General features: G+C 62.0%; 20 protein-coding genes. 10 read left to right on the top strand and 10 right to left on the bottom strand.

All coding sequences use genetic code 11. From position 1 onward, the window contains the following. Positions 1-12: 12 nt before the first annotated feature. The 6 genes from LOY28_RS13490 (at position 13) to LOY28_RS13465 (ending at position 5,498) form a co-directional block, all read left to right on the top strand. Positions 13-879, top strand: coding sequence for a transporter (locus tag LOY28_RS13490; RefSeq protein ID WP_258614237.1), 867 nt, complete (start codon positions 13-15; stop codon positions 877-879). Positions 880-1,032: 153 nt separating this feature from the next. Beyond that, entirely contained in the window at positions 1,033-2,547 is a 1,515-nt protein-coding gene (locus LOY28_RS13485) for an amidase (protein WP_018929036.1), read from the top strand. 77 nt (positions 2,548-2,624) lie between these two features. Further along, complete coding sequence (gene nthA / locus LOY28_RS13480) at positions 2,625-3,218, top strand: nitrile hydratase subunit alpha (RefSeq protein WP_086945566.1); 594 nt, start codon at positions 2,625-2,627, stop codon at positions 3,216-3,218. Between the two features lie 41 nt (positions 3,219-3,259). Beyond that, positions 3,260-3,922 carry a nitrile hydratase subunit beta gene (nthB, locus tag LOY28_RS13475; RefSeq protein WP_018929034.1) on the top strand — a complete coding sequence of 221 codons (663 nt, stop codon included), beginning with the start codon at positions 3,260-3,262 and terminating at the stop codon, positions 3,920-3,922. Continuing rightward, positions 3,919-5,187 carry a GTP-binding protein gene (locus tag LOY28_RS13470; RefSeq protein WP_258614231.1) on the top strand — a complete coding sequence of 423 codons (1,269 nt, stop codon included), beginning with the start codon at positions 3,919-3,921 and terminating at the stop codon, positions 5,185-5,187. The genes nthB and LOY28_RS13470 overlap by 4 nt, the downstream gene beginning before the upstream one ends. A 92-nt stretch (positions 5,188-5,279) precedes the next feature. Then, a complete protein-coding gene (locus tag LOY28_RS13465) occupies positions 5,280-5,498 on the top strand; it encodes a hypothetical protein (RefSeq protein ID WP_258614228.1) in 219 nt (72 codons plus the stop codon). Positions 5,499-5,610: 112 nt separating this feature from the next. Here the strand turns inward: LOY28_RS13465 and LOY28_RS13460 are convergent, their stop codons facing one another. Beyond that, positions 5,611-6,462, bottom strand: a complete 852-nt coding sequence (locus tag LOY28_RS13460; protein WP_018929031.1) for an amidohydrolase family protein — start codon at positions 6,460-6,462, stop codon at positions 5,611-5,613. Then, on the bottom strand, positions 6,459-7,598 hold the full coding sequence (ssuD, locus tag LOY28_RS13455) for an FMNH2-dependent alkanesulfonate monooxygenase (protein ID WP_018929030.1): 1,140 nt from the start codon (positions 7,596-7,598) through the stop codon (positions 6,459-6,461). The genes LOY28_RS13460 and ssuD overlap by 4 nt, the downstream gene beginning before the upstream one ends. Before the next feature lie 635 nt (positions 7,599-8,233). Between ssuD and msuE (LOY28_RS13450) the strand changes: the two genes are divergently transcribed. The 3 genes from msuE (LOY28_RS13450) to LOY28_RS13440 are packed head-to-tail and all read left to right on the top strand — an operon-like array spanning position 8,234 to position 11,107. Further along, entirely contained in the window at positions 8,234-8,797 is a 564-nt protein-coding gene (gene msuE, locus LOY28_RS13450; RefSeq protein ID WP_018929029.1) for an FMN reductase, read from the top strand. Positions 8,798-8,807: 10 nt separating this feature from the next. Further along, positions 8,808-9,995: an acyl-CoA dehydrogenase family protein gene (locus tag LOY28_RS13445; RefSeq protein ID WP_258614222.1), complete on the top strand. Its 1,188-nt coding sequence runs from the start codon at positions 8,808-8,810 to the stop codon at positions 9,993-9,995. Positions 9,996-10,003: 8 nt separating this feature from the next. Next, the gene (locus LOY28_RS13440; protein WP_258614219.1) at positions 10,004-11,107 is read left to right on the top strand and encodes a sigma-54-dependent Fis family transcriptional regulator; all 1,104 of its coding nucleotides are present in this window, start codon (positions 10,004-10,006) and stop codon (positions 11,105-11,107) included. A 10-nt stretch (positions 11,108-11,117) separates the two neighbouring features. Here LOY28_RS13440 and LOY28_RS13435 read toward each other — a convergent pair whose 3' ends face one another. From LOY28_RS13435 to msuE (LOY28_RS13400), 8 genes are all read right to left on the bottom strand, one after another. After that, complete coding sequence (locus LOY28_RS13435) at positions 11,118-11,888, bottom strand: ABC transporter ATP-binding protein (protein WP_018929026.1); 771 nt, start codon at positions 11,886-11,888, stop codon at positions 11,118-11,120. A gap of 148 nt (positions 11,889-12,036) precedes the next feature. Next, positions 12,037-13,362, bottom strand: coding sequence for an ABC transporter substrate-binding protein (locus tag LOY28_RS13430; protein ID WP_018929025.1), 1,326 nt, complete (start codon positions 13,360-13,362; stop codon positions 12,037-12,039). Positions 13,363-13,442: 80 nt separating this feature from the next. Further along, entirely contained in the window at positions 13,443-14,510 is a 1,068-nt protein-coding gene (locus LOY28_RS13425; protein WP_064617655.1) for a branched-chain amino acid ABC transporter permease, read from the bottom strand. A gap of 11 nt (positions 14,511-14,521) precedes the next feature. Further along, positions 14,522-15,403, bottom strand: coding sequence for a branched-chain amino acid ABC transporter permease (locus LOY28_RS13420; RefSeq protein ID WP_258614218.1), 882 nt, complete (start codon positions 15,401-15,403; stop codon positions 14,522-14,524). Positions 15,404-15,479: 76 nt separating this feature from the next. Further along, entirely contained in the window at positions 15,480-16,271 is a 792-nt protein-coding gene (locus LOY28_RS13415) for an ABC transporter ATP-binding protein (RefSeq protein ID WP_258614217.1), read from the bottom strand. A gap of 14 nt (positions 16,272-16,285) precedes the next feature. Then, positions 16,286-17,440, bottom strand: coding sequence for an AMP-binding protein (locus tag LOY28_RS13410; protein WP_258614214.1), 1,155 nt, complete (start codon positions 17,438-17,440; stop codon positions 16,286-16,288). 15 nt (positions 17,441-17,455) lie between these two features. After that, positions 17,456-18,556: a dimethylsulfone monooxygenase SfnG gene (gene sfnG, locus LOY28_RS13405; RefSeq protein ID WP_258614206.1), complete on the bottom strand. Its 1,101-nt coding sequence runs from the start codon at positions 18,554-18,556 to the stop codon at positions 17,456-17,458. Between the two features lie 46 nt (positions 18,557-18,602). Then, positions 18,603-19,166 (bottom strand): FMN reductase, encoded by a 564-nt coding sequence (msuE, locus tag LOY28_RS13400; RefSeq protein ID WP_018929019.1) that lies wholly within the window; start codon positions 19,164-19,166, stop codon positions 18,603-18,605. Positions 19,167-19,558: 392 nt separating this feature from the next. Between msuE (LOY28_RS13400) and LOY28_RS13395 the strand changes: the two genes are divergently transcribed. After that, on the top strand, positions 19,559-20,797 hold the full coding sequence (locus LOY28_RS13395) for an acyl-CoA dehydrogenase family protein (RefSeq protein ID WP_258614199.1): 1,239 nt from the start codon (positions 19,559-19,561) through the stop codon (positions 20,795-20,797). Positions 20,798-20,800: the final 3 nt, after the last annotated feature.

Below are 20,800 nucleotides of genomic sequence, written 5' to 3'. Positions count from 1 at the left end.
AAGGAATAAAAGATGAATAAGATCCTTCTGCTGACACTCTCCACGCTGTTGCCCGTACTCCACGCGAACGCTGGCGAGGTGGCCCCTGGCGATTACGAGCAATACCCGGTCGGCGCTACCATCGGCGCGATTTACTACCAGCACTCCACCACAGACTCGGCCTACGCCAATGGCCATAAGGCCAGCTCGGACTTCAGGTTGAGCTCGGACGTCGGCATCCTGCGTCTGCTCCATGTGTACGCGCTGAGTGAAACGGTCACCATCGACCCGCAATTCCTCCTGCCCTTCGGGCACGTTTCCACTGGCGGCGATGCCTCGACACTCGGCAGTACCCGGGGCGTCGGCGACTTGATCCTCACCGCGCCGGTCAAGTGGCGGCTCAATGAAGCCCGCGACACCCTCAGTATCGCCCCCTATGTGTATGTCCCTTCCGGTACCTACGACAAGAACGACGCGCTCAACCTCGGTGAGAACCGCTGGAAATTCGAGCTGCAGAGCGCCTACGTCAAGCACTTCACGGAGAAGTGGGCAATGGACCTGGTCGGCGGTGCCACCTGGTATGGCGATAACACCGATTACGGCGCCAATGGTGACCGCCTCAAGCAGGACGTGTCCTACGCTGCCCAGGTGATGGGCCGTTACATGCCAGACCCCACCACGGCATTTGGCGTCGGCTTCGGGCGTACCTGGGGCGGTGAAACCAGCGTCGCGCGTGTCAACCAGGACGACGAAATGGGCACCACCAACTTCCGCCTGACAGCCACCAAATTCGTCACCCCCCAGGACCAGCTCCAGCTGCAGCTGGGCAAGGACCTTTCAGTGGATAACGGCGCCAAAGAGGACTTCCGCATGAACCTGCGTTACGCGCACGTGTTCTAGCCAACCGTCCAGCAGACAGCCGCCGGACACCCTTCCTGCGCCTGGCGCAAGGATGTCCGGCTCAACCAAGTCGGTGTCTTTTTCAACCAAGCCACCGCGCAGAGGCACGGATTATCTTGAACCCCAGGCCACCACGATAAGGACAGCCCCACCATGGCAATCGTTCGTCCCACCCTTGAACACTTACTGGACATCGCGAACGGCCTGCACATGCAGCTCAGCCGTGAACAAGCCAGTGAATACCTGGCCCTGATGCAGTCGAGCTTCGACGCCTACGACCTGATCGACGAGCTGCCCGATTGCGTGCCGCCCGTCCGTTACGAGCGCAGTTCCGGCTACCGCCCTTCGGCGGCCCACAACCCCTTGAACGCCTGGTATTACCGCACCGAAGTCAACGGCGCACCGCAAGGCAAGCTGGCGGGCAAAACCGTCGCGCTCAAGGACAATATCGCCCTGGCCGGCGTCCCCATGATGAACGGTGCCGCGCCACTCGAAGGTTTCGTCCCGTCGTTCGATGCCACCGTGGTCACGCGCTTACTGGATGCGGGGGCGACCATTCTCGGCAAGGCCACGTGCGAGCACTACTGCCTGTCCGGTGGCAGTCACACCTCTGACCCCGCACCGGTACACAACCCCTATCGTCAGGGTTTCGCCTCCGGTGGTTCCTCTTCCGGCAGCGCGGCACTGGTGGCCGCCGGCGAAGTGGATCTCGCGGTCGGCGGCGATCAGGGCGGCTCCATTCGGATTCCTTCGGCATTCTGCGGTACTTACGGGATGAAGCCGACCCACGGCCTGGTGCCCTACACCGGGATCATGGCGATCGAAGCGACCATCGACCATGCCGGGCCCATCACGGCCAACGTGCGCGACAACGCGTTGATGCTGGAAGTCATGGCCGGCGCCGACGGCCTCGACCCACGCCAGGCCGCGCCCCGGGTCGACACCTACAGCGATTACCTGGACCGTGGCGTGCAAGGGCTCAGGATCGGCATCCTGCAGGAAGGTTTCCAGCTGGCCAACCAGGACCCGCGCGTAACTGCATCGGTGCGTAACGCCATCGCCCAGTTGGAGCGGCTCGGCGCGCATGTCGAGGAAGTCTCCGTGCCGGAGCACAAGATCGCCGGCTCGCTGTGGCTCCCCATCGGCTGTGAAGGCCTGACAATGCAGATGATGCACGGCAATGGCGCCGGTTTTAACTGGAAAGGCCTGTACGACCTCACGTTGCTGGACAAGCAAGCCGGGTGGCGCGAGCAGGCGGATCAGCTGTCCGCGTCTCTCAAGCTGTGCATGTTTGTCGGTGAATACGGCATCAAGCACTACAACGGCCGTTTCTACGCCAAGGCGCAGAATCTCACACGCATGGCCCGGGCCGGTTACGACGCGGCGCTGGCGCGCTACGACCTGCTGGTGATGCCGACCGTGCCGATCATCGCCCAGCCTCATCCGGAACCTGGTTGCTCGATCACGGAATACGTGGCCCGGGCGCTGGAAATGATCGGCAACGCCTCAGCCCAGGACATCACCGGCCATCCGGCCATGTCGATTCCCTGCGGGCTGGTGGACGGCCTGCCGGTCGGGCTCATGCTGGTGGGCAAGCACTATGCCGAAGGCACGATTTACCAGGCGGCCGCAGCGTTCGAAGCGTCCGTTGACTGGAAAAACAATTAACCGGTCGGTCCCCGCGCAGCGCACAAAAACAAACACCCCAGGCGCTGCTTAAACGCTCAACGATGAGGAGTTAACTGATGAACACCGATGAAAAAACCACCTCGACCCCAGGCGAGCGAGCCCGCGCCCTATTCCAGGTGCTCAAGCAAAAGGAGCTGATTCCCGACGGCTATATCGAACAGCTGACCCAACTCATGGCCCACGACTGGAGCCCGGAGAATGGCGCTCGAGTGGTGGCCAAGGCCTGGGTCGACCCGCAGTTTCGTGAACTGCTGCTCAAGGACGGTACCGCTGCCTGCGCGCAATTCGGCTATACCGGCCCACAAGGTGAATACATCGTCGCCCTGGAAGACACTTCCACGCTGAAAAACGTGATCGTCTGCAGCCTGTGCTCCTGCACCAACTGGCCCGTCCTCGGCCTGCCGCCGGAGTGGTACAAGGGCTTCGAATTCCGTGCCCGCCTGGTCCGCGAAGGGCGCACCGTTCTGCGGGAACTGGGCACCGAGCTGCCAGAGGGAGCCACCATCAAAGTGTGGGACACCAGTGCCGAAAGCCGCTATCTGGTGCTGCCGGTACGACCCGAGGGCAGTGAGGGCATGGATGAAGAGGCCCTGCGGGCCCTGATCACCAAGGACGTCCTGATCGGCGTGGCGCTGCCGCAGGTAGCGTAGCCAGGGCGCTGGGTTTCTTTCACTTTTCAGAGGTATTCACAATGGATGGCTTTCACGATCTCGGCGGTTTTCAAGGCTTTGGCAAAGTCCCGCACACCATCAATAGCCTGAGCTACAAACAGGTGTTCAAGCAGGACTGGGAACACCTGGCCTACAGCTTGATGTTCATCGGCGTCGATCACCTGAAAAAATTCAGCGTCGACGAAGTGCGCCACGCCGTCGAACGCCTGGATGTTCGCCAACATGTCGGCACGCAATACTACGAGCGCTACATCATCGCCACCGCGACCCTGCTGGTAGAAACAGGCGTGATTACCCAGGCAGAACTTGATGAGGCCCTAGGCTCTCACTTCAAGCTGGCGAACCCCGCCCACGCGGGCGGGCGCCAGGCGATCACCGGTCGGCCCCCCTTCGAGGTGGGCGATCGGGTGGTCGTTCGCGACGAATATGTGGCCGGGCATATCCGCATGCCGGCCTACGTACGCGGCAAGGAAGGCGTGATCCTGCACCGCACGTCAGAACAGTGGCCCTTCCCGGATGCCATCGGCCATGGCGATGTGAGCGCGGCGCATCAGCCGACCTACCACGTCGAATTTCGTGTGAAAGACCTTTGGGGCGACGCGGCGGACGATGGTTTCGTGGTGGTCGATCTTTTTGAAAGCTACCTCGACAAGGCGCCCAGCGCAAAAGCGGTGAACGCATGATTGACGGCGCCCAGGCGGGCCGACTGCCGGTGACGGTCCTTTCGGGCTTCCTCGGTGCCGGCAAAACCACCCTGCTGAACCATATCCTGCGCAATCGCGAAGGCCTGAGAGTCGCGGTCATCGTCAACGATATGAGCGAAGTCAACATCGATGCCGAAGCGGTGCAGCGCGACGTGTCGCTGCACCGTGGTCGCGATGAGTTAATCGAGATGAGCAACGGCTGTATTTGCTGCACACTGCGCGCCGATTTGCTGGAGCAGATCAGTGATCTGGCACGTCAGCAGCGTTTCGACTACCTGCTCATTGAATCCACCGGGATCTCCGAGCCGATGCCGGTGGCGGAGACGTTCGCCTTCCTTGACACCGAAGGCTTCAGCCTCAGCGAACTGGCACGCCTGGACACCTTGGTGACGGTGGTCGATGGCAGCCAGTTTCAGGCGCTGCTCGAGTCGCCGGATACCGTGGCCCGTGCGGATGCCATGGAAGACGCGCCGGAGCGCCATCTGGCCGACCTTCTGATCGAGCAGGTGGAGTACGCCAACGTTATTCTCGTCAACAAACTGGACCTGATCGATGACGCCGGTTACCAGGCACTGCACGCCATTCTCGCCGGCCTGAACCCCGGCGCGCGGATCCTGCCGATGACCCACGGTCAAGTCGCGCTGTCGAGCATCCTCGGCACCCATCTGTTTGATTTACCCAGCCTTGCCGCGTCGCCGGGCTGGATGAGGAAAATGGAGGTGACCGACGCGCCAGCCTCCGAAGCGGACACCTACGGTGTGACATCCTGGGTCTACCGTGAGCGGACACCCTTTCACCCACAGCGCTTGCTCGACTTTCTCCAGCGCCCCTGGCGCAACGGACGGCTGTTGCGCAGCAAAGGCTATTTCTGGCTCGCCAGCCGGCACCTGGAAACCGGCATGCTGGTGCAGAGCGGCGGGCAGTTCCAGTGGGACTATGTCGGCCACTGGTGGAACTTTATCGATCCGTCGCAATGGCCACGGGATGAATACCGGCTCCAGAGCATCATGGCCAAGTGGGACAACGTGGTCGGTGATTGTCGCCAGGAATTGGTGTTCATCGGCCAGGGCCTCGACACCGAGGTTTTACAGCGCGAGCTTGACCACTGCCTGCTCAGTACCCGGGAAATCGCCGCCGGCCCACTGGCCTGGCAAGCCCTGCCGGGGGCGACAGTGTTTGATTCGCAGTCGTTGTCGGTACGTCCACCGCAGCCCCTGGCGGCTGACATCACTTCACTCAGGTAGAGGTGCTCCATGTTTTTTTCAGCCGGACAACCCACTGGGTATTGGCTCCGCTCGCCGACAGACTGGACCAGCCTGACCAGGCGAGCACGCCGTTGTCGTCGAACAACCCGTTGTTGCGACGCATCCTGACCAGCGTCGAGCAATTGCTGCAAGAGCGTCGGATGCAGAAAGACGAGGTGCGCGCACTGAGCCTGGAAGTCGCCGAACTGAACGAGCGCCTGGCCTGCCGCGACAGGCTGTTGCGCCAATGGGAGGCTCGCCAACAGCTTATTGTTCAAGGCGCCTTGTCCTGGATCTTTCCATCGGTTTGACACAGCCAATTGCCGTCGGCGTCAACGCGCTGCTGGGCGACCCGCGCCATTACCTCGCCGACTTCTATAGCCCGATTGGGCGTCCGTCGAAACGGCAGGCGTCGATTCAAGGCTACCTCCTCAACCCTAACAACCGCGCCGCATTCCCATAAAGCAACTTATCCAGCACCTGATCCTTGAACCCCAGCGCCTGAAAATCCTCGATCGACTGGCGGATCGGCCGGAACGGGTAGGACGAGCCAAACAACAGTTGGTCGCCCAGAAAGCCATTGGCTGCTGCGACAAAGGCCTCGCTGCCCGGCAGGAACAGGTACATGTCTGGCACGGCGAAGATGTTTTCATAGCGAAAAGCTACGCCCAGCAGTTGCGCCACGTTCGGCCAGTAGCCGTGGTAACAGACTATTTTCAGTTCGGGAAACGCTCGTGCCACCGCTGCCAGGCGGCCAGGGTCGTTGAAGGCCGGATCCGGCGTGGTCGGTCCGCTCATCAGGAACAGCGCAATGCCACGGCGCGACAAGTGTTCGTAGAGGGGAAAGTACAGCGGGTCATCCGGATGCCGTGCCGGCGCGGCGAAACCCGGCTCCAGGCCGATACCGACCAGACCGAGTTGATCAATCACCCGGTCGATTTCGGCAATAGCGCCATCGATACCCTGAAGCGTCGGGTCAACCCCGGCGATACCCAGCAGCTCCTGATGGGGATGGGTGATTTCGTGGATGAAATCATTCGGCAGGTGTTGCCCAGGGGTGTGTCGCCCCACCACCACCGCCTGGCTCAAACCGGCTTCTCGGACTTCGGCAATAAAGCCCTCTGGCGTCAGCGAGCGGGCAAAATGCTCGTCGCTGCCGCGAGCTCCGACGCGGCGATTCAGCCAGCGCGCGGTGGCGTAGCCCGCCGAGCCCGGGTTGGCGCCAAAGAAATCGTGCAGATAGGCCGGCCGGCAGCGCATGTCGATCACTTTCATACCGCGGTTTCCTCTTGTTTGGTCTTGGCTCGCACATCGAAGGCTCCGCCCGTGAGCACCTCATTGACGGTCACCGCCTGTTTACCGGGCAACGACGGGAACACCAGTTCGGCGAAGCGGTAGGCCTCTTCCAGGTGCGGATAACCTGAGAGCACGAAGCTGTCGACGCCGAGGTCGACGTATTCCTGCAGCCGGGCGGCGACGGTCTGCGGGTCACCGACCAAGGCAGTACCGGCACCGCCGCGCACCAGGCCGACACCGGCCCACAGGTTGGGACTGACTTCCAGCTGATCGCGACAGCCACCGTGCAGCGCAGCCATGCGGCGCTGGCCTTCGGAGTCCATGGTCGCGTAGTTGGCCTGGGCCTGGGCGATGGTCTCGTCGTCCAGGTACTGGATCAGTTCGTTGGCAGCGGCCCAGGCTTGCTCGTTGGTTTCACGCACGATCACGTGCAGACGTACGCCAAAACGCACTGTGCGGCCGTGCTTCGCGGCGCGGGCACGTACATCGCCGATCTTCTCGGCCACCGCGGCCGGTGGCTCGCCCCAGGTCAGGTAGGTGTCCACGTGTTTGGCGGCCAGCTCGTGGGCAGCCGGCGAAGAGCCACCGAAGTACAGCGGCGGATAGGGCTTCTGCACCGGCGGGAAGAAATTCTGCGCCCGCTTCACATGGATGTGCTTGCCCTCGAAGTCGACCGTTTCACCCTGCAATACCCGACGCCAGACGGTGAGGAACTCATCGGCGGCCTCATAGCGCTCATCGTGCTTGAGGTACACGCCCTCGGCGGCCAGCTCGGCCGCATCGCCACCGGGGACCACGTTGAGCAGCAGGCGCCCACCCAGGGCCTGGTCGAGGCTGGCAGCCTGACGTGCCGTTACGGTCGGGCTGCTGATTGACGTGCGCAAGGCCACCAACAATTTAATCCGGCTGGTCACTGGTACCAGACTGGCAGCGGTGACCCAGGGATCAAGACAACTGCTGCCGGTGGGAATCAACAGGCCGTCGTAGCCAAGGCTTTCCGCAGCCACAGCAATCTGCCGCATGTACTGGTTGGTGGCCGGGCGGCCGGACTCGGACTTACCCAGGTAGCGGGTGTCACCGGAGGTGGGGAGAAACCAGAAAATATCCAAATTCATGGTACGGGCCTCAGGGAGTGATACAGGGCTGGATCACAAGGCGCACGGCACATCGGCCGGCAGATATAGGAAGCGAGCACTCTGTGGCGCCCTGATCAGCACTGTTGCTGGAGAGTCAGGTGCCTGAGCAAGAGCCATACCAGAAGCCCTGAAACCTTGCGTTGCGGGCTGCAGGCAGCGTGCACAACCACCTGAGCGGCGACGGTGGAAGGTGAATGCCATGCGCTTTGGTCCACCCACTGTTGCCCACCCAACAGTGATGTTGAACCGCTATTGTCTGAGCAACACTTGGCCGATCCGAGAGGCATTACCTACTGATTTCGGCCGGCTAAAGCCAGCCAAAAGCTGCTCGCCTGGCACTGACAGCCCGACAAAGCCTTAAGCTAATAACCAAAAAGTATTTATTAGATGTTTTTTAGATCACTTACATTCAATTCATGGATACCACAGTGTTGCCCGACAAACAGCAGCGCCATTGCTGCTCACGCAACAGTCGCTCAACAGTTAGCTGCCCAGACAACAGCAGTCGAGACCAAGAAACAGACTAACTTATTGTTTTTCATAGCTCTTTTAACCATGGAACAACTCTTGCTCTGATGGCTGCACATCCCGCAACTCGAACAGGAACAGACCCCATGAGCACTCCACTTAAAGTCGTCGCCGTTTCCGGTGGAACCTATCGTCCGTCGCGCACCCTGGTACTGGTCCAAGCCATCGTTGCTGAGCTGAGCCAGTACCTGCCAATCGAAAGCCGCATCATCGAGCTGGGTGACATTGTCCGCCCGCTGGGCAGCGCCATATCCCGTCGGGAGCTGCCGGAAACTGTTGAGTACGAGTTGAATGCGATTGAGTCGGCGGACCTGTTGGTGGTGGCCGCACCGGTCTACCGTGGTGCCTACCCGGGCCAGTTCAAGCACCTGTTCGACCTGATTGGCCAGGACGCATTGATCGATACCCCGGTGTTGCTGGCCGCCACCGGTGGCAGCGACCGGCATGCGCTGGTAATCGATCACCAGTTGCGCCCGCTGTTCAGCTTCTTCCAGTCGGTGACCCTACCCTTGGGCGTGTATGCCTCGGAGGCCGATTTCACGAATTACCAGATCAGCAGCGAAGCGCTGAAAACACGCATCCGCCTGGCAGTCGAACGGGCCGCACCGCTGTTCACCGCCAATGCCGCCGACCTGCGGAAAACAGCCTGAGGAACAGCCTGTGACCGCTATCCATACGTCCAAACTTGAAACCCCGCTGCAGATCGCTCGGACGCTCGCCGCCGAGTTTTCCCGAACCGCCGCCGAACGCGACCATCTGGGCGGCACGCCGAAAGCCGAGCGCGACGAGTTGCGCCGTAGCGGTCTGCTGGCGATGAAAATTGACCAGCAATACGGTGGCCTTGGCGCCAGCTGGAGCGACACCCTGGAAGTGGTGCGCGAATTCGCCAGGATCGACAGCTCGATCGCCCACGTGTTCGGCTTCCAGCACTTGATGCTGGCCACGGTGCGGCTGTTTTCCCGGCCCGAACAGTGGCAGCCCTGGTTCGAACAGACCGCGCGCAACAACTGGTTCTGGGGTAATGCCCTTAACCCGCTGGACACCCGCACCCTGTCGAAAAAGTTTGCCGGCTATCGCGAGTTTTCCGGGCGCAAGAGTTTCTGCTCCGGCTCCGCCGATTCGGAAATGCTGATTGCCTCGGCGCTGGATGAATCCACCAGCGGCAAGCTGTTGATCGCCGCCATTCCCAGCCACCGCACCGGCATCACCTTGCACGGCGACTGGGACAACATCGGCCAACGGCAGACCGACAGCGGCAGCGCCACCTTCGAACGGGTGCGCGTGGAAGAGAATGAGCTGCTGCTCGATCCCGGCCCGCTGAGCACGCCCTTTGCCTGCCTGCGCCCGCTGATCGCCCAACTGACCTTCGTCAATATCTTCCTCGGCATTGCCGAGGGCGCGTTCGAAGAGGCCCGCGATTACACCCTCAAGGAAACGCGCCCCTGGTTCAAGGCCAACGTCAGCCAGGCCAATCAGGACCCCTATGTCCTGCGCCATTACGGCGAATTCTGGGTCGGGCTGGAAAGCGTGCGCCTGCTCACTGAACGAGCCAACGCCCTGCTCGACCAAGCCTGGTGCAAGGAGCACCAGCTCGCCGCCGAGGAACGTGGCCAACTGGCCCTGGCCATTGCCACCGCCAAGGTCGCCGCCACCCGCACCGGCCTGGACCTGACCAGCAGCCTGTTTGAAGTGACCGGCGCCCGCGCCACCCATGCCGCGCTGCGCCTTGATCGTCACTGGCGCAACCTGCGCACCCAGACCCTGCACGACCCCGTGGACTACAAGCTCCATGAACTGGGTGACTGGGCGCTCAACACGGCGCTGCCCACTCCGTCCTTTTACTCATAGGCCCGACCATGCAACTACTCACGCTGCCGCCCTCACCAGCCTTGGCCACCTCGATACGCGCCACCGCGCAAGTCTTCGAAGACCCGAAATCACAGGCGCTGCTGGCGCACCTGCAACAGGTTGCGCCCAGTGATGCCAGCGTGTTGATCATCGGCGAAACCGGGACCGGCAAGGAGCTGGTGGCCCGTCACCTGCACAACCTCAGCGCTCGTCGCAACAAACCGTTTATCGCGGTCAACTGCGGCGCGTTTTCCGAAAGTTTGGTGGAGGCCGAACTGTTCGGCCACGAAAAAGGCGCCTTCACCGGCGCCCTGAGCGCCAAAGCCGGCTGGTTCGAGGAAGCCAACGGCGGCACGCTGTTCCTCGACGAAATCGGCGACTTGCCGATGCCAATCCAGGTCAAGTTGCTGCGGGTGCTGCAGGAGCGTGAAGTGGTTCGCCTGGGTTCACGCAAAAGCATCCCAATCGATGTACGGGTGCTGGCTGCGACCAACGTGCAGCTGGAAAAAGCCATCAACGCCGGGCACTTTCGCGAAGACCTCTATTACCGGCTAAACGTGGTCAGCCTGGAACTCAGCCCGCTGCGCGAGCGACCGGGCGACATCCTGCCGCTGATCCGCCACTTCATCGCCGAGTACAGTCGTCGGCTGGGCTATGGCGAAGTGGTGCTGGATACCGAAGCCGAACAGAAGCTGGTGAATTACTCATGGCCGGGCAATATTCGCGAGCTGGAAAACGTCATTCACCACACCTTACTGATCTGCCGTAACAATCTGATCCGCGTCCAGGACTTGCACCTGTCCAACCTGCGTATCGAACGCCTGGAAGCCAGCAATACCGTCCAGGACGACAGTGCCGACGCCCTGTTGCAGCAAGCCTTCAAGAAGCTGTTCGAGGAAGAAAGCGGCGCCCTCCACGAGCGGGTCGAGGAAGCGCTGTTGCGCGCGGCCTATCGCTTCTGCCACTACAACCAGGTGCACACCGCCGGCTTGCTGGGGCTGAGTCGCAACATCACCCGCGCGATGCTGATCAAGGTCGGTGAACTGGTGGTGAACAAACGCCGCCCGGTACAGGACGCCCAGACGGTCAAAGTGGTCAACCTGTCGATCTGACTGGTGGCGGTCAAGCAGCAGCTCCTTTACCCGCTGTCCCGCCCCCCAGGTAGAAGTCCTGAATATCACTGCGCGCGGCCAACTGCCCGGTCGTGCCTTCGCTGACAACCCGGCCGCTTTCCAGCACGTAGCCGTACTGGGCGTAACGCAGGGCCAGGTTGATGTTCTGCTCGGCAATCAGGAAGCTCACGCCGTCGCGCTGATTGAGCTGCTGGATGATCTCGAAGATCTCCTCGACGATCTGCGGTGCCAGGCCCATCGAAGGTTCGTCCAGCAATACCAGCTGCGGCCGGGCCATCAGCGCCCGCCCGAGCGCAACCATCTGCTGTTCACCGCCGGAGGTGTAGCCGGCCAGGCTTTTGCGCCGCAGCTTGAGGCGCGGAAACTGGCTGTAGATACGCTCAAGATCGGCCTTCAGTTGCCCGCGGGACACCTGACGCGCAAAGGCACCCGTCAGCAAGTTTTCTTCCACTGTCAGTTGGGCAAAGCAATGCCGGCCTTCCAGTACCTGCACCAGGCCGCTGGCCACCAGGCTATGGGGCGTGCTACGGGTGACATCCTCGCCTCGATAGAGGATCCGCCCCTGCACTACCTCGCCCCGCTCGGCGCGCACCAGATTGGAGGCGGCCTTCAAGGTGGTGCTCTTGCCGGCACCGTTGGCCCCCAGCAACACCACGATCTGCCCTTGCGGTACCGCCAGCGATACCCCGCACACCGCGAGGATGGCCTGTTCGTACAGGACTTCAATCGCGTCGATCCGCAAGATCGGTACTTGGTTCATACGCCTATCCCCATGCTCTTCAATTAATAAAAGCTTGAAACAAGTGACTTGTGGCGAGTGACTTGCTCCCTCGCCACGGGATGTGTATTGAGCAGACATTGCCTTAACGGAAAAGCATTGGGGACGCCTCCCCGACCCGATTCACATCTCAGCTGTCCTGGCTGCAATCGCGCGGCGTGATGCCTTTTTCCTTGGCGTACTGGTGCGACGAGGCTTCGATGATCGGCCTGAGCAAGGCACGGTCGGCCTGTACCCAGTCACTGATCAGTTTCCACTGGCTGCCATCCCACTGCTGGAAGCGCACGGCACCGCCCCCTTCATGGTCCGAGCACGACAGCTGCAATGGTTGCACCAAGCCCAGTGCACCCAGCTCCTTGAGGCGGGCATCGTCCAGTTTGAGGTGCTCGAAGCCCCAGCGCACCTGCTCGCCGGTGAGCGGTTGCTTGCCGAATTTCTCCTGGGCAATGCGCACCGCTTCGACATTGAGAATGCCGTTCACCACACCGAGGTTGTAATACACGGTGCCGAAGCGTTTCGGATCGGCCAGGTCACCATTGCCCCTGGCCACCACCTGCTGCTGGATGCCTTGCAGGACCGGGAAATCGGTGCCCGTGGGGTGCGTGGTGATCGCGATAAAGCCTTTGGCGGCGGCACCGGCCGGTGCGGCATCGTCCTCGGAGTTACTCCAGATGTTGCCGATGATGTGATCCGCCGGGAAGCCGACTTTCTGCGCGGTTTTCAACGCCACCGGGTTCATCACGCCCCAGCCTCGCAGAATCACCCAGTCGGGTTTTTCCCGGCGAATGTTGAGCCATTGCGACTGCTGTTCGTTACCCGGATGGGGCACTTCCAGCAGGGTCAGTTTGAACCCGTACTTGTCGGCCAGGGTCTGCAACACCTCATTGGTTTCCTTGCCGTAGGGCGAGCCATGATACAGGGTGACTATCTTCTTGCCTTTGAGCTGGTCCAGCCCCCCGGCCTGCTGGCCGATGTAGTTGATGATCGCCGAGACTTCGGAGTACGGGTTCAGCTGCAACGGGAAGACATAGGGGAAAACGCTGCCGTCAGTGGAGTCAGTGCGGCCGTGGTTGATGGTGATTAGCGGCAGTTTGTCCGCGGTCGAGCGCTCCAGGGTGGCATAGGCGATGCCCACCGACAGCGGGTTAGTGGCGGCAGCCGGCGCACCATTGAGGCCTTTTTTCAGACGCTCGTAGCACTCCACGCCCTTCTCGACCACGTATTCGGTTTCGCACTCGCTCCAGGTCAGCTTGACGCCGTTGACCCCGCCATTGGCATTGACGTACTTGAGGTAGTCGATAAAACCACCAAAAAACCCGGTACCACCGGCGGCATAAGGACCGACCCGATAGCTCTGCAGCGGGAAGTACTGTTCGTTATCCGCCTGCGCAGTCAATGTGGCAACGCTCAGGCTGACGGCCAGGGCGAGGCTACTGAGTAGAGATCGTTTCAACATCGGTATTTTCCTTATCAATGATTCAATCGCACGTTTGCCGCAGGAGGATCGAAGCGCAGTCCATGCCTGCGCCGGTTTGCTCAGTAGCGCAGGGGCCACAACCGAGCGCGCTCGCGGAACTTCTGCCAGAGGCGCGCCAGGCCCTCCGGCTCCTTGACCAGGAACACAATGATCAGGGCGCCAAATGCCATCTTCTGCAGGTTTTCTATCTGCCCGGCATCGATCAGCCCGGCCGGCAACAAGGCCACCAGGTTCGACAGCAGCACCGGAAACAGCACGATGAACGCCGCGCCCAGGAAGTTGCCGAGGATGCTGCCCAGGCCACCGATAATGATGATGAACAGGATCTGGAAGGACCGATTCAGATCGAAACCGTGGGGCTCCACGGTGCCCAGGTAAGTGAAGGCCCACAGCGCTCCGGCCACCCCGAGAAAGAAGCCGCTGATTGCAAACGCCAGCAGCTTGGTCTTGAGCAACGCAATTCCCATCACTGCAGCGGCCGTGTCCATGTCACGCACGGCCATCCAGTTGCGTCCCAGTTCACTGCGCACCAGGTTCTTGCCCAGCCAGAACAACGCCACCACCACCCCCAACGTCAGCAGGTAACGGCCCACCGGTGAGTTCAAATCCACCCCGAGTATCTCCAGGCGCGGTGCACTGATCACCCCCGAGGCGCTGTTATTGGAGAACCAGCTGAAGCGGGTCAGCGCCCAGGTCACAAAGAACTGTGCCGCCAGGGTCGACACCAGCAGATAGAAGCCCTTGATCCGCAGGCTCGGCAGGCCGAACAGCACCGCCACCAGCGCTGCCACTCCCCCGCCCAGGGCCATGCTGAGCAATAACGGCGAGCCCGGCACCCGCAGTTCAACGTTGTAAGTGGCAAAGGCGCCCACAGCCATGAAGGCCGCCGAGCCCAGCGACAACTGCCCGGCATAGCCGGTCAGCAGGTTCAGCCCCAGCCCGGCCAGTGATAGCACCAGAAACGGAATCAGAATGGCGCTGAACCAATAGTCGTTACCCAGATACGGCACACCTACAAAGGCCAACAGCAGCAAGGCAACCAAGCCGTAACGGTCCTGCCGCAGGCGAAACACCCGGCGGTCCTGGGCATAGCGAGTACTGAACTGACCGGCTTCCTGATAAAACATCACGCCTCTCCTTAAACCCGCTCGATCGCGCGTTCACCAAATAGCCCGGCCGGCCGCACCAGCAGGAACAGCAACGCCAGCACATAGGGAAACCAGTTCTCGATACCGCCGCCGATGACGGGGCCCAGGTACACCTCGGCCAGCTTCTCCGAGGCGCCGACGATCAAGCCGCCGACAATCGCCCCACTGATCGAGGTAAAACCGCCGATGATCAGCACCGGCAATGCCTTGAGTACCACCAGCGACAGCGAAAACTGCACCCCCAGCCGCGCGCCCCAGAGCAGGCCGGCCACCAGACCGACAAACCCGGCCACCGCCCACACCAGCACCCACACCCGTTGCAGGCGGATGCCCACGGCCAACGCCGCCAGCGGGTCATCGGCCACGGCACGCAACGACAAACCAATACGGGTCTTGTTGAACAGCAGCGACAGCGCCAACACCAGCAGCGCGGCGGCCACGGCGGCAAAAATGTCGAACTGCGACAACAGCATGCCGCCCAGTTCCAGTGGCTCGTCACTGATGCCCAGTTCCAGGCCATGCACCTGGGCGCCCCACAGCGCCTGGGCGCCCCCTTCGATCACGTAGGACAAGCCGAGGGTGGCCATGAACAAGGTGATTGGCGAGCGGTTGACCAGCGGACGCAATACCACCCGCTCCACCGCCAACGCCAGCAGCACCATCGCCGCCAGGCTAATGACAAACGCCAGCCAGAACGGCACCCCGCGCTCCAAGAGGCTGACAAAGGTCAGCGCCGAAAACAGCACCATCGCCCCCTGGGCGAAGTTGAAGACGCCGGAGGCCTTGTAGATCAGGACAAAACCGATGGCCACCAGGGCGTACATCACCCCGGCCAGCAGCCCACCGATCAACACCTCTAAGAAAAATTCCATGAGCCTTCCTGTTTTGCGGGCAAAGGGTTCCTGGCCACCAGGCGGCTGGCGGCTGGCGGCGCTATCGACCCAGGGGTTAGTGGCGCGTGCCGAGGTAGGCGGCGATCACCTCGGGGTTTTGTCGCACTTCTTCGGGTGGGCCGTCGCCGATCTTGCGGCCGTAGTCGAGCACCACCACGTGATCGCAAATGCCCATGACCACGCCGATGTCGTGCTCGATCAACACCACCGTAGTGCCCAACTCACGGTTGATGTCGACGATGAAGCGGCTCATCTGCTGCTTCTCTTCGGCGTTCATCCCGGCCATCGGTTCGTCCAGCAACAGCAAACGCGGTTCGGCGGCCAGGGCACGGGCGAGTTCCACCCGTTTCTGCAAGCCATAGGGCAGCTTGCCGACAAGGGTGTCGCGCCAGGGCTGGATGTGCAGAAAGTCGATTATCCGCTCGGCGGCCTCACGTTGGCGGTCGTCCTCGCCAGCGGCGCGGCCGATGCGCAGAGCCTGCTCGATCCAGCTGCTGCGACGCTTGAGGGTGCGTCCGGTGAGCACGTTGTCGAGCACACTCATGCCTTTGAACAAGGCGATGTTCTGAAAGGTGCGGGCAATGCCGCGCACCGCCGCATCATGCGGGCTCATGCGCCGGCGCCCTTCTCCGGCAAAGCGGATGCGCCCCTGCTGGGCCTGGTACACGCCGTTGATCACATTCAGCAGTGAGCTTTTACCCGCGCCATTGGGGCCGATCAAGGCGCAAATCTCGCCGGCGGCCACGGCAAAGCTGATGTCGGTCACCGCCTTGACGCCCTTGAACGACAAGCCAATATTTTCCAACACCAGCAGATGTTCAACCTTTGTCGCCTGTGTCTGTGCCATGAGTCATGTCCTTGTCAGGCCGGTTGCGTGCTGTCTTCGATCCAGCCGTTGACCAACGGGGCTGGCCAGCGCGCGGGCCGGTGCCACTGTGCCGGGTCAGGCCAGGTGCGTACTTCAATCGCCAAGGCCTGGAAAAACGCCTGGGTGTGTGGCGCCAGCGCCTCGCCCACCACCAACGGCGCGCGGGTGCGGGAAAAGCCGAGGATGTCGCGCAACGGCCGGCGGATCAGCCAGTACCCCAGATGCCGTTGCAGCGCACCGGGGTGCGCCACCAGCGCCCAGTCCACCAGACGCCGACGCCAGCTGCCTGGCTCCGGCAAGCGGGCCAGGACCTGGGCATGCAGGCGCTCGTAGGTTTCCCGGGTGCCGGCCACCAGCGTCGGGCCCAACTCGCGACGGTCCCGGTCGCGAGTCGCCAGGTTCTCCGGAAAATTCATTCGAAAGCCGGCAATCAACCAAGGCGCCAGCAAGTAACGCGCTTGACTACCCGCGGCAAACGCTCGCGCCGCCAGGGCTTCTTCCTGCCGCCCCAGCTGCTCGCTGTGCACCAGGCGCCGGCCTTCCTTTAGCAACTCGGCGTGGCTAATGCGCTGCTGCTCGATGCGCTGCCCCGCACCCAAACGGTAGAAGGTAAAAGCTGTGCGCTCGGCTCGGGCCTGGGGTTCCAGCCGGTGATCGCTGCCCAGCAGCAGTTGTGCGAGCGCCAGGGTATCACCGGCCTGACTCACCTCAGCCATGCCGCGGCCGTCGGCGTAAATCAGCAGCCTGGGCGCCAGTCCGGCGGCGCGCAGGCGCTGAATCTCCTCATGGCCTTCGGCGAACACCCATTCACTGTGCAGCTCACGCAACAGCGGCACCTGTGCAGCCGCAGCCTCCAGCGGATCCAACAGCGCGGCCACCCCGCCCAACCACTGTGCCGCCAGTACAGCGATCAACGCCTCCGGCCGCGGGCGGCTGACAATCACCAAGCTCGCGCCAGGCACAAAACCACGCACCTGCAAGGCCATTGCCAGGTGTTCAACCTCAGCGGCCAGTTGGCGCCAGGTTCGCACCTGCCACACCCCCAGGCGCTTATGTCGCAGGGCAATGCCCGTCCCTTGCTGACGTGCCTGCTGTTGCAGCCACTGCGGCAAGGTGTCGGATTGCGTGTTATCAGTGAATGTCGCCATGACCTTTCCCGTCCTTTAGGCGAGCGCCGCAGCCTTGGCCGCGACCGCCTCGCGCTCCAGCTCACGCACCAACGGCAACACCTTGCGGCCGAAGTACTCCACTTCTTCATGAAAGTGCAGGAAGCCAGTGAGCACCAGGTCCACGCCCACCGCCTTGAGGGCGACGATGCGTTCGGCAATCTGCTGCGGCGTACCGATCAGGTTGGTCTTGAAGCCATCGTTGTACTGCACCAGGTCTTCGAAGGTGGACTTGGCCCAGTTGCCTTCGCCTTCAGGGCTGGAGGCGCCGGCGTTCTTCACCTCGCTGCCGAAACCGTTGACGGCCTCCGGATCGGCCTTGGCGATAATTTCCTGCAATACCGCTCGGGCTTCAGCCTCGGTTTTGCGGGCAATGACAAAGGCGTTCACCCCAACTTTCACTGAGTGGCCATTGATCGCGGCCTTGGCCCGAATGTCGTCGACCTGGGCCTTGATGCCTTCGACGCTGTTGCCGTTGGTGAAGTACCAATCGGAAACCCGCGAAGCCATGTCCCGCGCCGCGCGCGAGCTGCCACCCTGGAAGATTTCCGGGTGCGGTTGCTGCAGTGGCTTGGGTTTGAGGGTGTAGTCATGGAAGCGGTAGAAATCGCCATGAAAACTGAAGTTGTCCTGGGTCCAAATGCCCTTGAGCGCCTGGATGAATTCTTCCGAGCGACGATAGCGCTCATCGTGGTCCAGCCACGGCTCGCCAATGGCCCGGAACTCGCCCTTGAACCAGCCCGACACGATATTCACCGCGACCCGACCGTTGGTGAATTGGTCGATGGTGGCCAGCTGTTTGGCCGCCAGCACCGGACTCCAGGGCCCAGGCAGGATGGCGGCGATCACCTTGAGCTTCTCGGTGGCGGCCAACAGCGCGTGGCTTATGGTCACCGACTCGTGCTGGTTTTCGGCGCCATAACCGGCGGTAAAGCGGATCTGTGACAAGGCGTATTCGAAGCCGGCCTTTTCGGCGATTTGCGCCAGCTTGCGGTTGTAATCGATGTCCCAGCTGGTGCGCTGTTCGATCTTGCTGACCACAAGGCCACCGCTGACGTTGGGAACCCAATAGGCAAACTTGATGTTGTCCTGGCTCATTGTACGTACTCCATTGACTCGTTGAAATGAGGGTTGACCCGGGACGTCAGGCAGCGCTGGCATCCCGGTGAACTTTCGGATTGAGGCTCAGGACCGCCGACTCGACAGCGCGCTCGATGCGTTCGAGCAACTGCGGACTGGTGATCTGGTAGTCGGTGAAATCGGCTTCGGCGGCATACACACCGATGGGCAAGCTCAGGGCCTGGAAGAAACCAAACAGCGGGCGCAACTGGTGATCAATGATCAGGGCGTGGCGGTCCGAGCCACCGGTGGCGGCCAGTAACACCGGCACGTTGTTCAACGCCTGGTGATGGACGAAATCGAACAGGTGCTTGAACAGTCCGGTGTACGAGGCGCGGTACACCGGGCTGGCAGCAATCAGCAGGTCGGCCGTTTCAATGGCCTGCAGATCGGCCTCTACCGCAGCGGGCAAGTCTTCACGGCACAGCACCCCGGCAAACTGCGGGCCGACCTCGGACAACTCGATGAGGTGCAGCGCGATCGGCAGCTGTTGCGCAAGACCGGCGACCAGAGCCTTGAGCAGCACCAGGGTGCGCGTAGGCCGCTGCACGCTCCCGGATACCGCGACCACTTTCAGTGTGTTGCTCATTGCCCGTCCTCATGGTGGCAGAGGCCACCGCGGCACCTGCACAAGGACTAGAGCAGCAACCGTGCCATCTCTATAATTCAATAAAAATCAATAAGTTATACGGTTTTTCGCAAAACGCCGCAGTGTCGTCCACCGGGCAGGCTGTTGATCAACTGTTGCGCTCACAACAGCTGCCTCTCTGCCCATGCCGTGCAGCGCGCCCAGGCCGCTGTTGCCGGGCAGTCAGCGCTTCAGCAAGTTGCCCGGCAGACGACAGCAACCACCCTGGCGAACAGCCCTGCGCGCCCGATTAAACGGCTTTTGCAGTGCCAGGCACGACCTGTGCACTGGCAGTAGTACGCAACAGATCGACTGCACTGTTGCTTTTCTTGCCTTCCATAAGGAGCTGCACCATGACTGTCCAGCAACAGCACCTGCCACACCCCCTCTCCAGCGGTACCGACTACCAGGCCCTGGCCGAGCGCTTCCGGCCGATCTTTGCACGCATCGCCGCCGGCGCACTGGAGCGCGAGCAAACTCGCAGCCTGCCCTTTGAACAAGTGAAGTGGCTGAAGGAAGCCGGCTTTGGCGCCGTGCGCGTGCCGGTGCAGTACGGTGGCGCCGGCGCTTCCCTGCCCCAGTTGTTTGAGTTGCTGATCGAACTGGCCGAAGCCGATTCCAATCTGCCGCAGGCGTTGCGCGGTCACTTTGCCTTTGTCGAAGACCGCCTCAACGCCCATGCCGATGCGCCCCAGGACACCTGGTTCAAGCGTTTTGTCGACGGCGATCTGGTGGGCAACGCCTGGACCGAAGTCGGCAGCATCAAGATCGGCCAGGTTGGCACCCGTGTCTCGCGTCTGGGTGAACAATGGGTGGTCAACGGCACCAAGTACTACAGCACCGGCAGTATCTTCGCCGACTGGATCGACCTCTATGCCCAGCGCGATGACAACGGCGCCGATGTGATTGCCGCCGTTCGCGTGCAGCAACCGGGTATTGTGCAGAGCGACGACTGGGATGGCTTTGGTCAGCGCACCACCGGCAGCGGCACCTCGGTATTCGAGAACGCCGTGGTGGAGCCCGAAAACCTGCTGGACTTCACCACCCGCTTCAAATACCAGACGGCCTTCTATCAACTGGTGCTGTTGGCGGTCCAGACCGGTGCCGGCCGTGCCGCGGTGCGCGACATCACGGAAGAAGTACGCAAGCGCACGCGCATCTTCAGCACCGGCAACGCCAGCCACGTCAGCCAGGATGCCCAGGTGCAGCAAGTGGTGGGCAAGGCTTCGGCGCAGGTCTACGCCGCACATGCCACCACCCTGCGCGCCGCGGCCGCCTTGCAGGTGGCCTACGAAAGCCGTTTCGCCCATAACGACGAAGCCGAACGCGATGCCAACATCGCCGCCGAACTGGAATCCGCCCAGGCCCAAGTGGTGATCGCCGACCTGGTGCTGCGCGCCACCAGCGACCTGTTCAACGCCCTCAGCGCCTCGGCCACCAGCACCGGCAAAGCCCTCGATCGTCACTGGCGCAACGCTCGCACCGCGGCCTCGCACAACCCGCTGATCTACAAGGAACGCATCATCGGCGACTGGGAAATCAACGGCACCGAACCGCCCTACGTCTGGCAGATCGGTGGAGGATCGAAGTAAGTC

This window comes from Pseudomonas sp. B21-017, assembly GCF_024749245.1.
Classification (GTDB): Bacteria; Pseudomonadota; Gammaproteobacteria; order Pseudomonadales; family Pseudomonadaceae; genus Aquipseudomonas.
This window is presented reverse-complemented; position numbering and strand designations above follow the sequence as displayed.

Coding starts and splice junctions, on each gene's coding strand:
- LOY28_RS13395 (WP_258614199.1), top strand. CDS start 19,559: ATGACTGTCCAGCAACAGCACCTGCCACACCCCCTCTCCAGCGGTACC.
- LOY28_RS13425 (WP_064617655.1), bottom strand. CDS start 14,510: ATGTTTTATCAGGAAGCCGGTCAGTTCAGTACTCGCTATGCCCAGGAC.
- nthB (WP_018929034.1), top strand. CDS start 3,260: ATGGATGGCTTTCACGATCTCGGCGGTTTTCAAGGCTTTGGCAAAGTC.
- LOY28_RS13435 (WP_018929026.1), bottom strand. CDS start 11,888: ATGAACCAAGTACCGATCTTGCGGATCGACGCGATTGAAGTCCTGTAC.
- msuE (WP_018929019.1), bottom strand. CDS start 19,166: ATGAGCAACACACTGAAAGTGGTCGCGGTATCCGGGAGCGTGCAGCGG.
- LOY28_RS13490 (WP_258614237.1), top strand. CDS start 13: ATGAATAAGATCCTTCTGCTGACACTCTCCACGCTGTTGCCCGTACTC.
- LOY28_RS13485 (WP_018929036.1), top strand. CDS start 1,033: ATGGCAATCGTTCGTCCCACCCTTGAACACTTACTGGACATCGCGAAC.
- LOY28_RS13420 (WP_258614218.1), bottom strand. CDS start 15,403: ATGGAATTTTTCTTAGAGGTGTTGATCGGTGGGCTGCTGGCCGGGGTG.
- LOY28_RS13440 (WP_258614219.1), top strand. CDS start 10,004: ATGCAACTACTCACGCTGCCGCCCTCACCAGCCTTGGCCACCTCGATA.
- msuE (WP_018929029.1), top strand. CDS start 8,234: ATGAGCACTCCACTTAAAGTCGTCGCCGTTTCCGGTGGAACCTATCGT.
- nthA (WP_086945566.1), top strand. CDS start 2,625: ATGAACACCGATGAAAAAACCACCTCGACCCCAGGCGAGCGAGCCCGC.
- LOY28_RS13415 (WP_258614217.1), bottom strand. CDS start 16,271: ATGGCACAGACACAGGCGACAAAGGTTGAACATCTGCTGGTGTTGGAA.
- LOY28_RS13410 (WP_258614214.1), bottom strand. CDS start 17,440: ATGGCGACATTCACTGATAACACGCAATCCGACACCTTGCCGCAGTGG.
- LOY28_RS13470 (WP_258614231.1), top strand. CDS start 3,919: ATGATTGACGGCGCCCAGGCGGGCCGACTGCCGGTGACGGTCCTTTCG.
- LOY28_RS13460 (WP_018929031.1), bottom strand. CDS start 6,462: ATGAAAGTGATCGACATGCGCTGCCGGCCGGCCTATCTGCACGATTTC.
- sfnG (WP_258614206.1), bottom strand. CDS start 18,556: ATGAGCCAGGACAACATCAAGTTTGCCTATTGGGTTCCCAACGTCAGC.
- LOY28_RS13430 (WP_018929025.1), bottom strand. CDS start 13,362: ATGTTGAAACGATCTCTACTCAGTAGCCTCGCCCTGGCCGTCAGCCTG.
- ssuD (WP_018929030.1), bottom strand. CDS start 7,598: ATGAATTTGGATATTTTCTGGTTTCTCCCCACCTCCGGTGACACCCGC.